The organism is Streptomyces sp. NBC_00237 (assembly GCF_026342435.1).
Taxonomy (GTDB): Bacteria; Actinomycetota; Actinomycetes; order Streptomycetales; family Streptomycetaceae; genus Streptomyces.
The window spans coordinates 71,256-83,509 of record NZ_JAPEMT010000007.1; the positions used below are offsets into that span (position 1 = coordinate 71,256).

At 69.5% G+C, this 12,254-nt stretch carries 15 protein-coding genes; 12 read left to right on the plus strand and 3 right to left on the minus strand.

The genetic code is table 11. The features are described from left to right. The first annotated feature begins 1 nt into the window (after position 1). The 12 genes from OG897_RS39790 to OG897_RS39845 all read left to right on the plus strand — a co-directional run bounded on the left by OG897_RS39790 (position 2) and on the right by OG897_RS39845 (position 10,232). Positions 2 to 2,143 carry a hypothetical protein gene (locus tag OG897_RS39790; RefSeq protein WP_266665211.1) on the plus strand — a complete coding sequence of 714 codons (2,142 nt, stop codon included), beginning with the start codon at positions 2 to 4 and terminating at the stop codon, positions 2,141 to 2,143. Then, the gene (locus tag OG897_RS39795; RefSeq protein WP_266665213.1) at positions 2,144 to 2,938 is read left to right on the plus strand and encodes a hypothetical protein; all 795 of its coding nucleotides are present in this window, start codon (positions 2,144 to 2,146) and stop codon (positions 2,936 to 2,938) included. Between the two features lies 1 nt (position 2,939). Then, positions 2,940 to 4,190, plus strand: a complete 1,251-nt coding sequence (locus OG897_RS39800; RefSeq protein WP_266665214.1) for a peptidase M23 — start codon at positions 2,940 to 2,942, stop codon at positions 4,188 to 4,190. Between the two features lie 56 nt (positions 4,191 to 4,246). After that, a complete protein-coding gene (locus OG897_RS39805) occupies positions 4,247 to 4,663 on the plus strand; it encodes an Lsr2 family protein (RefSeq protein ID WP_266665215.1) in 417 nt (138 codons plus the stop codon). Positions 4,664 to 4,688: 25 nt separating this feature from the next. Further along, positions 4,689 to 5,072, plus strand: a complete 384-nt coding sequence (locus OG897_RS39810; protein WP_266665216.1) for a hypothetical protein — start codon at positions 4,689 to 4,691, stop codon at positions 5,070 to 5,072. A gap of 11 nt (positions 5,073 to 5,083) precedes the next feature. Beyond that, positions 5,084 to 5,956 (plus strand): hypothetical protein, encoded by an 873-nt coding sequence (locus tag OG897_RS39815; RefSeq protein ID WP_266665218.1) that lies wholly within the window; start codon positions 5,084 to 5,086, stop codon positions 5,954 to 5,956. A gap of 28 nt (positions 5,957 to 5,984) precedes the next feature. Then, a complete protein-coding gene (locus OG897_RS39820) occupies positions 5,985 to 6,749 on the plus strand; it encodes a nuclease-related domain-containing protein (RefSeq protein ID WP_266665220.1) in 765 nt (254 codons plus the stop codon). Positions 6,750 to 6,847: 98 nt separating this feature from the next. After that, on the plus strand, positions 6,848 to 7,453 hold the full coding sequence (locus tag OG897_RS39825) for a hypothetical protein (RefSeq protein ID WP_266665221.1): 606 nt from the start codon (positions 6,848 to 6,850) through the stop codon (positions 7,451 to 7,453). Positions 7,454 to 7,596: 143 nt separating this feature from the next. Further along, positions 7,597 to 9,267 carry a hypothetical protein gene (locus OG897_RS39830; RefSeq protein WP_266665223.1) on the plus strand — a complete coding sequence of 557 codons (1,671 nt, stop codon included), beginning with the start codon at positions 7,597 to 7,599 and terminating at the stop codon, positions 9,265 to 9,267. Then, positions 9,267 to 9,593: a hypothetical protein gene (locus OG897_RS39835; protein ID WP_266665225.1), complete on the plus strand. Its 327-nt coding sequence runs from the start codon at positions 9,267 to 9,269 to the stop codon at positions 9,591 to 9,593. Before OG897_RS39830 ends, OG897_RS39835 begins: the two co-directional genes overlap by 1 nt. A gap of 106 nt (positions 9,594 to 9,699) precedes the next feature. Next, the gene (locus tag OG897_RS39840; protein WP_266665227.1) at positions 9,700 to 9,981 is read left to right on the plus strand and encodes a hypothetical protein; all 282 of its coding nucleotides are present in this window, start codon (positions 9,700 to 9,702) and stop codon (positions 9,979 to 9,981) included. Next, a complete protein-coding gene (locus OG897_RS39845; RefSeq protein ID WP_266665229.1) occupies positions 9,978 to 10,232 on the plus strand; it encodes a hypothetical protein in 255 nt (84 codons plus the stop codon). Before OG897_RS39840 ends, OG897_RS39845 begins: the two co-directional genes overlap by 4 nt. A gap of 560 nt (positions 10,233 to 10,792) precedes the next feature. Here the strand turns inward: OG897_RS39845 and OG897_RS39850 are convergent. The 3 genes from OG897_RS39850 to OG897_RS39860 all read right to left on the minus strand — a co-directional run. Then, a complete protein-coding gene (locus OG897_RS39850) occupies positions 10,793 to 11,197 on the minus strand; it encodes a hypothetical protein (RefSeq protein ID WP_266665231.1) in 405 nt (134 codons plus the stop codon). 12 nt (positions 11,198 to 11,209) lie between these two features. Then, the gene (locus OG897_RS39855) at positions 11,210 to 12,004 is read right to left on the minus strand and encodes a 3'-5' exonuclease (RefSeq protein WP_266665233.1); all 795 of its coding nucleotides are present in this window, start codon (positions 12,002 to 12,004) and stop codon (positions 11,210 to 11,212) included. Continuing rightward, the coding region (locus tag OG897_RS39860) for a hypothetical protein (RefSeq protein ID WP_266665235.1) at positions 12,001 to 12,254 on the minus strand (254 nt) is incomplete at its 5' end. The genes OG897_RS39860 and OG897_RS39855, both read right to left, overlap by 4 nt.

Sequence of the window (12,254 nt, forward strand, 5' to 3'; positions counted from 1 at the left end):
CGTGATCAGTCTCGAACCGCCGAAGAAGTACCGCTTCAGCGTGTTGGCGCTGCTGATCCGGCTGCAGAACTTCCGGCTGCCCCGCAAGCGAACGGTCATGATCCCTCTGGTGGGGATCTACGTGACGCTGATGGTCACCGCGCAATCAGCATGGGCGAAGGACTACACCCCAGTCGGCATCGGTGACCTTCTGCCCTCCGTGGACATCCCGTACACGAAGGGGCAAGGGACGCTGTACGAGGAGTACGGCAACCCCCTGCTCTACACGGTCACTGACGACTACGGCATGTGGGACGTCATGGACCCCATGCTGGAGATCCCTGCGATCATCTGCATGGCTCTCACCGCCGTGGTCGGTTCGGCCGCAGTCACGATCGTGCAGTGGATCTTCAACGTGACGACGATCCCGCCGCTGGAGAACGCGATCACCGCCTCCGTGGGCGGCGCCGCGAAGACGCTCACCGAGACGCTGCTGCCCTCCGCGATGGTGATCGGCGCCCTGGTCGCATGGGCCAACCACCGCCGGGCTGCTGGATCGGGCTTGTCCCAGCTGGGCTGGGTAGCAGTCTCGACCATCTTCTCCATTTCGCTGCTGATGGCCCCGCAGACCTGGGTTAACGGAATCGACTCTGTCCGCAACGTCGGCTCCAGCGTGGCCATGAACGCCACCAGCGCCGGCCTGGGCGACGGCACGAAGGAGCCCATCGACCTCGGCCACAAAACGACGTACGGCAACAACGAGCGCGACAACATGCTGCGGAAGTCGAGCGATGCCGTCTGGCGGACGTACGTCGCCACTCCGTGGTGCGTGGTGCAGTTCGGCAGCCTGGATGCCTGCAAGGCCGAGGGCAAGGGGCTGCTGGATGCTGGGGTCAACCCGGAGGACCGCAAGGAGCACATGAAGGATGTGGGCGACCGCATCGGGGGTGACTCGAACTCCTGGGTCGACGGCCACAACCCGGTAGGCCGCATGATGGTCGCCATCCCGGCGCTGATCTGCGTGATCCTGTTCTCGGCCCTGGTCCTGATGCTGGCGTTCGCGAGTCTGGCGTCCCTGATCGGCGCCCTGATGATGCTGGTGACCGGAGTGATCTTTGCCTGCCTATGGATTATCCCAGGCAGGCCCCGGATGTGGGGCGTCCGCTGGTTCGACTTCCTCCTCGGCTACACCCTGCAGAGCGGCATCGCCACGATGACCCTCGGCTCGGTCCTGGTCGTGACTACCGCGGCCACCCGGATGATGGGCGAATACGGTTACGCGGCGGGCGCCGGAATCAGCATCGCCACCGCCATCGTCGCCTTCAAGTTCCGCAGCGTTCTGGAGTCCATCGTCGGCGTCACTGGCCTGACGAGCCCGGCCGCCGCCGTCGGCGGACTGCTCGCCGCCCGTGCGGCGGGCAAGGCCGGTTGGGGGATCACCAAGGGGCTCGGTCGCGGACTCGCGGGGATGCGACTCCCCCGGATGCCCCGGATGCCCAGCCGCGGTGGCGGTGGTGGCGGTGGAAACACCGGCAGGCCGACGACCCCGCAGCTTCCGCCGGGCGGCACTCCGGGCGCCCTGGCCGGTGCCCGACGCCCGATGCCGCCGCTGCCCTCCGGGCAGACGGCAGGCGCGGCGCTGCCCAACAGCGACAGCCGCAGGGAAGTCGGTCCCCTCACCAGCCGTCCCGAACTGCCGTCGTCCACCGCGCCGGCCCGCGGCCGGTCCGTTGCCGACGGCCCGGCCAAGGCCGTCCCGGGTACCCGCCGTCCGGCCGAGGTCGGGGGCACCCGCCGCCCGGCGGAGGTTGGGGGATCGGTTCCCCGTCAGGCTCTGCCTGCCGCAAGCGGCTCTGCCCAGGCGGCGACGCAGCACGCGCCGAACAGCGCGAGCCGTCCGGCGGCGGGAGCGGCCAGCCGTCCGTCCCCGACGCTGCGGACCGAGAACAGCGGTGCCAGTTACACCTTCCGGCAGGGTCCGAAGACGGGCACCTCCGCGCCGAAGGTGATTCCGCACAAGGTGGTCCGATCGACACCGAACCGTCCCGGCGGTTCCACCGGACCCAACCCGACGCGGCCGGAGAACCGCAGCAGGGCCCGCAGTCGCGGCCGCGGCCGCGGTCTGTCCGTGCCGACCGTGACGCGCCGCAACGGGGGGAACTAAGTGGCCGACGACGACAAGAAGCCGCGTACGCCCGCGGAGTTCCGCGAGCTGCTGCGGGAGGTCTACGAGGTCCCGGAGGTCGAGGAGGAAGGCAAGAGGCGCCACCGCCGCCGTGCCCGCCGCCAAGCCCGCCGTACGGCAAAGGCCAACCGCAAGACGACGATGAAGGAGGCGTTGGAGGACGAGCGGGCCAAGGAGCCCATGAACCCCGCCGGTGCCGCCCTGATCATCGTCGTCATCCTGGCCGTGGGGTTCGGTGCCACGAAGTGGATCACCGGGGACGACAAGGGACAGCAGAGCGTCAGCACCGCCCCGAGTTCTCCCGCTGATCCCGCCGGCGGCGGCACGACGGCGAGTTCGCCGCCGAGCCCGTCCGCGTCGCCGTCGCCGCCCGCCCCGCTTCCGGCCGTGGACCTGAGTGCGCCAGAGAAGACGGCGGAGGACTGGGGCCGGGTCTATATGACCCGGAACCCGCCGGTCGACAGGAAGCACGAGACCGTGGTCGAGCGGGCGGCCCCCTGGATGACCGAGGCCCTGGCCCGCAATCTCGCGGGCACCCGAGACAGCCTGTGGGACAACCTGATCTCCAACGGCGGGGTGTCCACCGTGACCGGGGTCGAGGTGGGCAAGGCGGACCAGAAGCTGGGCATCGACACCCCGCTTCGGGCCTGGCGAGAGGTCAAGGTCAAGACCGTCATCGAGGGCTACAAGAAGTACGACAAGACCTATGTCTTCCAAGCGGAGATGACACGCGACGGCGACCAGTGGCGCGTGTCGAGGGTGCTGGGGGTCTGACGTGAACTCGCGCCAGGCCGCCATGCTGGCCTCGGGGGTGGCGCGTCGGGGGGCGGCGCTGAAACTCGCCGTCCCCGCGGGCATCCTCTTCTTCGTCTTCCTGATAGGACTCGGGATCGTCGGTGGTATCGCCGGTAGTTCCCAGGCGTCCGCCGCGTCCTGCGGCGGCGCCGGTCTGCCGGATGCCCAGTACGAGAGCGACGATGAGAGTGACGACGGGGGCAGCAAGGACAGCACCGACGGTCTCCACGCCCAGCAGATAGACAACGCGAAGACGATCGACAGGGTGGCCGCCCAAGGCGGCCTGCCGGGACGCGCAACCCTGGTCGCGCTGATGACCGCGCTCCAGGAGAGCACGCTGATCAACCTTGACCACGGTCCCGGTGACTCCGTGGGCCTGTTCCAGCAGAAGCCGCAGTACGGGTGGGGCACCAAGGAACAGATCATGAAGCCCGCGTACGCGGCGAAGATGTTCTTCTTCGGAGCGGACAGCGGCAGCCCCCGCGGACTGACGGACGTCAAGGGCTGGGAGTCGATGGCGCTGGAGAAGGCCGCCGAAGCCGTGCAGCACTCCGAGCAAGGCGAGTTGTACGCAGGCCAGGAGTCCGAGGCCCGCCGGATCGCGAAGGAAGCTGGTATCAACCTCGGGCACCCCGGCCGGGCGGACAGTCAGCCGACCGACGACCCGTCCGGCGACACGGCCGACCCGTCCGGCGACACGGCCGACCGGTCCGACGCCCCGAGCGGGGCCCCCACCGAGCGGTGCGAGAAGGATAAGGAGAAGGACCAGGAAGACGGACCGGCCCCGAAGCCGGGCACCGCGTTCCACGATGGCAACGCCAACTGGCCCGCCCAGGTGAAAAACCCGCGGTCCACCGCCGACGCCATCAAGTGGGCCAAGCGCGAGGCCGACAGCGGGTCCTTGGAGTGGTATCGCTGGTGCCTGAAGTTCGTTGCTCAGTCGTACGGCTGGACCTCCGCCGGTTCCCAGTACGCCATCGACCACTACTGGGCAATGCCGTCCACGATGCGGCACAACCGGGACCGCAACCCCCCGGTCGGTGCCCTCATGTTCTGGAGCACCGACGGCCGGGCGGGGCATGTCGCGCTCTACGTCGGCAACGGGGAAATCGCCTCCAACGACATCCGCGAGCCCGGCCGGATTTCGATCGTTCCTGCCACGGATATTGAGTCGAAATGGGGTGCTACGTACCAGGGTTGGGCCCCACCGTACTTCCCCAATGCCGGATAAGAAGTGGCATGTCAGTGCCTTTTGAGATGATCTAGAACAGAGCAAAGGAGACGGGTGTGGCAGATCGGCTGATCCTGGTTGACGACCTGGACGAGGAGAGCATCAAGGGCGTCGAGCGGATCGACTTCATGTGGCGGGGGACCGAGTACGAGATCGACCTCAACCCGGAGCACCTGGCGGAGTACGACGAAACCCTCGCTCCGCTGCTGAAGGTCGCCAGGGTGAAGCAGGGCGCCGGCCGCAAGGGACGCAAGACGGCGAAGCCCAAGTCCGAGATGGCGGCCGAGACGAAGAAGATGCGCGACTGGGCCAAGGCGAACGGGCACGAGGTACCCGACCGCGGCCCGGTCCCCCAGAAGGTCCGCGAGGCGTACGCCCGAGCCCAGGCCGAGCCGGGGCCGAGCGTCCCGCCGCAGGGCGCGCAGGAGGACGCCGCCGATCCTGCGACCCCGCACCCCTATGCGGGTCGCTGATCAGAAGGGACGCACCCGGCCCTCCGTGGTCTGGCGGCCCCTGAAAGAAGAGGCGGCGGAGCAGCTGACCGAAGAGGCGGCCTGCTTCGTCTGGCTCAACCTCAACACGGGGGAGCTGGACGTACGCGCGACCGATGAGTTCGCGGCCAGCTCCCCATGGCTGGTGGCCGTGTGTTGGATGCTCCGCTGGCCCGTCGCCCCGCTACCCGCGGACCGGGCCAACAAGCTGATGGACGAGATCGCCCCCCACGCTCAGGACCTGATCAACGCCACCAGCACTGAACTGCCCGACCGCGAGCGGCCGGGGACTGTTCTGTACTACGGCGCCGGGCCCGCGCTCGACGCCATCCAGAGGTGCTGTGCCGCCACGTGGACCGATCCGGACCGGCTGCACACGGATACGCAGTAAGGGAGTGCCCGATGCCTGTTGTGACTGACCATGCCGCTGTCCCCCTGACCCCGGTCTACACGATCGTGATCCGCGCGAGCGGTGAGGCCAGCGTCGACGGGCATCAGGTGGAAACCCTCCCCGACCAGGACGCGCGCGACGCCGCCCTCGCGCACATCCAGGAGAAGGCCGCCCGTCTCGACCGACCGGTCCGCGTCAACGCCAAGGAGCCAGACGGCAGCACCTGGCCCCTGATTGTCGACTGGGACGGCGAGGTGACCCCGCTCGAACACCCGCACCCCGCGCCGCCGGCCCCGGCTGCAGCACTCCGAGCCCCCGAACAGTCTCCCGCGACCGCCCCCGTCCATCTTCCCCCGCCCACCGGTGAACCGGTCATCCCCGGCCCGCCCCCGGCCGCCCCCGGCGTCGACTGGCTGGCGCCCCTGCCGGTCGAGTACCGGGATCTGCTGGACGCGATGAAGTCCGCGGACGTTGCGGGCAACCTCCCCGCCGCCGAGGTCGCGGCCAAGGATCTCGAAGACGCGCTGGACGACGCATACGGAGCCTCGCACCCCTACACCGTGAACGTCGTCGCGGTCAGGGCGAACCTGGCACTGCGCAGGGCGGCGTGGGCCACCAGCCTGGAACTCCACATGCGTGCGGCCTGGTTCCGGCACGACCAACAGGCCCCCAGGGACGAGACGCTGCACCTGGCCCGCCAGGCGCATTTCTGCTGGAAGCACCTGGTCGCCCAGTGCCCCAAGCACCCCGGGACCCATGACCCCGCCCAAGCCCAACAGCGTGCCCAGGACCTCCTTCGCGTGCTCCGGCATGTCGACGTCGAGCCGATCATCATCACCACGACCGAGGAGTGGGCGGCGAAGCTGCTGCCTGTCGCCTCCTGACGCACCACCACGAAACGGGGGGAGACGGATGGCGATCCGTGTGGGACCAGGCCAGTCGGCCCAGCAGGAGTACAAGCGGCGCCTCCGGTCCTGGCGAACGTCGGCACGGCGGCGGTTCCTCATCGGCCTGGCACCCGTGCTCGCCCTCGCCGGGGTGCTGGAGTGGTGGATCGGCTGGCACGGCATTGGTGTTCCGCTGTTCGGCCACATCGCTGCCCTCGCCGTCGTCCTCGCGTGGTGCGGAACGCTCACAGCCCCCCAGCACGTACGGGCCTGGCGGTCCGGTGCGGAAGGAGAGCGCCGGACCGCGCGAATGCTCGCCCCGCTGGCCCGCCGCGGCGCCGTCATCCTCCACGACCGCGCACTCGGCAAGGTCGCGAATCTGGACCATCTCGCCATCGGGCACTGGGGTATTGCCAGCATCAACACCAAGAACTGGCAGGCGCGCGGGGCGCGGGTCGCCGTCAGCCCCGACGGTGGAACCCTCTGGTACGGCGCCCACGCCCAGAACCGCGAGGTTGCGAAAGCGCAAGGTGAGGCGAGGCAGGCCGCCGCAGCCCTCCGGCGCCCGCTGGACGGGCTGCCGGTCGACGTACGGCCGATCATCGCCGTCCACGGGGCTCCGGTCGGCCGTCGCGGCATAGTCGTCTTCGACGGCGTGGTGGTGATCGAGGCCCGCCGCCTTCGCGGGCACCTGCGCAAACAGCGCCGCGTCCTCTCGCCGGCCGAGGTCGCCCAGATCGGGGAGGTAGCCGGTAGGGCGCTTCCTCCGAAGGAGGAGGAAGAAGAGTAGAACACCGTCTCGCTAGGAATCGAACGAATCGCGCCAATGGCCTGGAGGATTCTTCCGGGCCATTGGCGCGCGGGTTTTCCGGGCGGTTTAATAGGTGTATGACAGCAACCTTGCGGGTCACCATCCACATGTCCGAGGATCTCGCGACGCGGATCAGCAGCACCGCCCGGTCATACCGGCTGGCTGAAAAGACTTGGCGTCGGCTTTCCCTGCTAAACGCGAGGGATTCCCGAGAGCGGAAGAAGATTCGAGTAGAGGCGGAATTGCGGCGGAAGGCGGAGTGGCCGACAGAGGACCATCTTGTCGAAGCCTGTGTGCGCGGCCGCATGGCGCAGCCGGACCTGGCCCGGGACTGGCGCCCACTGGCCGCGGAGGAGAAGGCCGAGCTGTCGTTGCCCGGCATGTGGCCCGGGTCGGAGCGACCGGGGGAGGACTTCGGGACCCCCTTCGCCTGCACACTCGACTACGACCTGGTCTGGCAGGCGCGGACGGCCGCATGGCGAATCAGTGAGCCGTGGATCGAGGAGATCCTGAGCCAGGGGCTGGGCAACCTGCGCGGACTCACCGAGGAGCAGCGCGACCGGCGGGCCGCACTCGGTGCCCATGTGCTGACCTTCGGTGCCATCGTCCGGCAGGGGATCGCGGAACACTGGCCCACTAAGGGCATTTTGGAAGCTGGATCGCGAAAGACTTCTGACCAATAACGTTATTACGACTCAACATATCCGCCGCCGCTTCTCCAGACGCCTTTCTGGTCGATTGCCGATTCTGCTTGTAAAGTGTCGTCCGGTGGTGCTATTCATGAAATGTCGTGGGTGAATCGAGCGAGAAAAGGAAGGCTCTGGGGATGGCCGAAGAGGTAGCGGTCGCGGCAGAAAAGGCGCGGCCGAAAGTGGTCAACGGAACGCAGTTGGCGGACGAACTGGGCATCGGCCCGTGGATGGTCACCCGGGCGCTGGAGCTGGGGATCATCCCGCCCCGCGACAAGTCCAAGGGGTGGTCGCGCGAGGCAGCCGACGCCCTCGCGCCGCGGATCGAGGAGATCCGCGAGGGCATCGCGGACCGCGAGGGCTTCGGCGCCCGGCGTACGGCCGAGCTGCTGGCCGAGCTGACCGGACTCGTGGTCGAGGCCGCCGACGTGCCGCCCCTGGCCGAGAAGACGAAGTTGCGCGTCGTGGGGGAGTACAAAGGCTGGGATCTCTACTCGGTACGCGACGCGCAGGCCCTCGCGGTGTCCGAGGACGCCAAGGCGCTGATGTCCGAGCTGATCGCTGCCCGGCTGGAGGCGAAGGCCCGCAGCGAGGCCGAGTGGAAGGCGTGGGTGGAGGTGAGCCTGCCGCCCGACGAGGCAGCCGGCCGTCTGGGGTGGAAGGTGGCCGAGCTGAAGCAGGTCGCCCAGGACGGGCGGATCAGCGCGGGGAGGGGCGGACGGTTCGCCGTCGAGGACCTGGACGTGCTCGCCGCGGATGAGGAGCTGTGCGAGAAGGTGACGGGGGACCGGCTGATCCGGGCCGACGAGGCGGCCGGACTGCTGGAGATCCGGTACCCCACCGACTGGCAGCACGTGGTGGCCGCGGGCTGGATCGCTCCGGCCACCCACGTCGAGGCCCAGGTCGGGCGGAAGCGGTGGATCGAGGTGCCGCTGTTCCGGACCCGCGACGTCGAGAGCCTGCGCGACCTGCCGGGAGTGCCGTGGGAGGAGGTCCGCGCGGTGCGGGCCGGAGGACCGAGTCCGCTCCGCGAGTACAGCCGGGTGACGACCCGCGCCGAGGCGATCCACGCCTTCGCCGCCGCCGTCTCCGACCGGCACCAGGTCGAGGTGTGGGCCTTCCACGACGACCGCACCGGCGCGTGGGCGCTCGACTGGGCCCGTGACGACCAGGGCGGTCCGACGCGCGAGCAGGTCGCCGCCGAGCTCCGCGACGACCAGCAGGCCGCCCGCTACCGCGCGGACGTCACGGTCGGCGGCACCCGGTGGGGCCAGCGTGCCCGTCACGCACGCGAGATCCTGGCGCCGGGCACGGCGGTGCTGCTGTGCACCAGGTCCTCCGGGGAGCCGACCAACGACACCGAGACGGCCGAGGTCATCGAGATTGCCGTCGTGGACGCCTGCACCGGCAAGGTGCTGCTGGACCGCCGGGTAAAGCCGTCCGTCGCGGTGGGGGAGCGGTACGCCGGCGGGCTCTCCGACGAGGACCTGGCGGACGCCTCCCCCTGGGAGCGCGTACTGGCCCGGGTGCGGGACGTGACACGCGGGCGCCTGATCGTCCCGGGTCGGCCGGGAGAAGACCAGAAGCTGATCGCGGCCGACACCGCGCGAGCGGGCAAGCGCCCGATGCACCTGGCCGCCAACGAATCCTGGGCCCTGCGGGAAGGGGACGAGCCGGTCACGCCGGTCGGGGGGCTCCCCGCGGTGAAGGGGTGTGAGTACGTACGCGAGGAGCTGTTGCGGCGATCCCGCGCACGCGGCCGCGCTCACCTCCCGGAGGGCGCATCCCGCCAGGAGGTGACCCGCTGATGGCCGAGATTCGGATCATGGGCGCGAGCGTCGAGGAACAGGAGCAGGTCACGGACCTGATCAGGAAGGCTCTCGCGGCGTACCCGGTGTCGGTCGCCGTGGACGAACCGCGTCGTCTGCAGAACCGGCGGTCCGAGCCGGGCACCCCCGCGTACCGGATCGTGTTCACCATCATCCCCGCCCCAGCGTCGGCCGCCGGGCCCGAGGAGCACACCGTGCACGTCGAGAGGGAGGAGCCGGTCCGCCGTCGAGGAGAACACCGCGGCGGGCGTCCGATGAGCGAGCGCCGGGACCGTCCCGCCCTTCCTCCCGGCACCAGCGGGTAGCCGGCCGGGACTGTCGGTCGTATCCCGCACGGGCCCTTGCCGCCGCTACTCTGGGGGCGAGGGCCCGGCGACCGTCCGGAGCCCGTGCCACGGGAAGGCGGTGACCATGCGCGAGGCGGAGAATCCTGGCGAGGGGGAGTGGACCCCGGACGCCATCGCTCACGCCCTGACACCGGTCCAGCGGATGGAGTTCATGCGTCAGCTGAACCTCACCCCGTTCAGCGAGCTGGAAGCCCTCGGTGCCCGGTGGCGGAAGCTCATCGAGGACCTGCGGGCCGGAGCCGCGAAGGCTCCCGAGGTCATGGACTACCAGCGTCAGCACGGCGGCGCTCTGCCGCCGCAGTACACGGACGTCACCGAGCTGATCAGCGAGCGGCGGGTCGCGTGAACTTTCGGCTCTACATGGACCCCACTCAGCACGAGGTCTACCGGAGCTTGCCCGAGCGGGCCCGCGACCGCCTGGCCCGCTTTCTGCTCGACTCGCTCAGCGACCCGATCACCGCGACCGAGCCGTACGGCGACGTCGATGACGGCGTGGTGCGGCTCTGGGCTGCCGGGGACCTGGCGGTCGTGCTGATGGTCGGAGCCGAGACCAAGACCGTCACGGTGCTGAGCATCGCGTACGCCGGCCTGGACTGACGACGAACGACGAGGGGCTTTCTCCTCCTACCCCCGCAGGGGTAGGAGGAGAAAGCCCCTCGGTGTCTTCAACACCCTTCCGCGGGCGGAGCGATCAGCGACCGTCCGAAGACACCGCTCGGCGCCGAGCGTGAAAGTCGATGCGGAATGACCTTCGCCGGGGATCAACGAGGCGCCACCCGGAAGGTCACGAGGGACAACAGGAGAGCTCAGCACCGACACGGGGGTAGTCGGCGCTGAGCTGCAACCACTCTGCCACGGGCATGTATCCGGCAACCGGCAAAGCGCACATCTTGCATCGTTTTCGACCCCGGCCACAGAACGGAACCCCCGAGGACCCGCAGCCGAGGACCGACGAGCGGAGGTACCCAGCCGTACGGCCCCCAGGGCCGTGCGGCGGCACCTCCCACTCGCATCGGCCACGCTTCCCTTCTTTGATCGTCACGGCCCCGGCCGCCCGAGACTCAGAGCCGTTGCTGCTGTCCACCGGGCGGTCGCAGGCGACGGCGCCGCACGCGAAGCGAGCCCAGCCCGCGACTGGACAGGAAGGGCGGCCTGGTCTACCCGGCCCAGCCGGGAGGCTCCGGGCTCCACTCGGGGAGACCGTCCGCCAGCTCGGTCGGCGCGTCCAGGAAGGCTGTTGACTCCAGGAAGCGGCGTCCGGCATCGTCCTGATCCGCTTCCCGCTGCAGGAGATCAGCGCGCACGGTCCGGGCAGCGGCAATGACGTCGTACGCGGCTACACGGTGCAGCTCGATGTCTTCCCGGGAGGTTTCCTGTTCCACCGCGAGGGCGTCGATGATCGCCTGACGGTGCCTCCAAGCAGCCTGAGCCTCCTGATACTGCGGACTCTGCTCGCCGTGCTGCCGGGCACGGCTGAGCAGGGCGGCACACTGCCGAACGTCCTCGCGGATGCGCTCGGCCAGCGCGCCGGGGGAGTCGGGCAGATCGGCATGTTCCTTCACAGAATCAGCTCCCTACGGTCGATCCGACGATGTCATTTCCCGCATCCTCGCCATGAGGAAGCGGCAGTCCTCCACGGCAGTGTGCGGGCCTCCGAGCTTCTGCGAGCGGTAGCGTCCTCGCTTGACCGACCACAGGCCCTTCCAGACGGCGTACGGCTCCATCGCGTCGTGCCACCGGCACTCGCCCAGCCATCGGGCGGCTACCTGTGCCGAACTATGCCGTTCCAGCTCTCGTTCCAAACACCCTTTATCGAAGGGCAAGTTGTAGGCAATGCACGTCCGTCCGTGCAGGGCCTCACTGAGGGCGGGCAGCAGCTCTCCGAAGGTGGGCGCGTCGGCCACCCTCTCCGGGGTGATCTTGTGGACGGCGATGGCGCCCGGCTCGATTGCGGCCAGCGGGTTGACGTACGAGTCGAAGAGCACGGTGCCGCTCTTGTCGGTGGCCGCGATCTGTACCGCCCACGCCCCGTTCAGGCCGGTGGTCTCGATGTCGACTGCGGCCAGTGAGTCGTCCGCCAGGAGCAGCCGGGCCCAGTCCGCGACCTGCGCCCGCTCGCGCGGCCACGACCGGGGTCTGCGGAGGGCCCGCACCGCGTCGTCCAGGGCGCCGTGCCGCTCACCGGTCCCTCCGAGCCGCCACCCGGCGGTCCCGAGGACCTGGTCCGAGTAGAGCATCCCGAGGAAGGCATCCCCGTCGTACACCGCGAAGTCGTGGCGGTCGGTGTCGGCCGGCCGTACGAACCGGGCCGCCCGGCCATCGATCTCCTGGGTGAATAAATCGTCCAACAGCGCAGGGTCGGCCGTCACTCCTCGCCCTCCTCATCGTGGACCGGAAGGCCCTGATCGTTCACGATGAGCGACTGCCCGGGGATCAGTTCGTCCTCGGCCACGGTGCTGCTGACCTGATCACGGCCGTGCCCGTCCGCCGCAGGCGAGGACGGCTTGCTCCCCTTGCTGCCGCCGACGGGTGACTTCACCTGTCGCTCCAGGCGACGGACCTGGGTTTCCAGAGCCTTACGGGCCTTCTCCGCCCGCTCGGCCGCCGCCGCCTGATCTG

What these genes read in the sequence shown, in the direction of transcription:
- OG897_RS39835 (WP_266665225.1), top strand. Translation starts at nt 9,267, where the DNA reads ATGGCCGAGATTCGGATCATGGGCGCGAGCGTCGAGGAACAGGAGCAG.
- OG897_RS39830 (WP_266665223.1), top strand. Translation starts at nt 7,597, where the DNA reads ATGGCCGAAGAGGTAGCGGTCGCGGCAGAAAAGGCGCGGCCGAAAGTG.
- OG897_RS39840 (WP_266665227.1), top strand. Translation starts at nt 9,700, where the DNA reads ATGCGCGAGGCGGAGAATCCTGGCGAGGGGGAGTGGACCCCGGACGCC.
- OG897_RS39815 (WP_266665218.1), top strand. Translation starts at nt 5,084, where the DNA reads ATGCCTGTTGTGACTGACCATGCCGCTGTCCCCCTGACCCCGGTCTAC.
- OG897_RS39825 (WP_266665221.1), top strand. Translation starts at nt 6,848, where the DNA reads ATGACAGCAACCTTGCGGGTCACCATCCACATGTCCGAGGATCTCGCG.
- OG897_RS39820 (WP_266665220.1), top strand. Translation starts at nt 5,985, where the DNA reads ATGGCGATCCGTGTGGGACCAGGCCAGTCGGCCCAGCAGGAGTACAAG.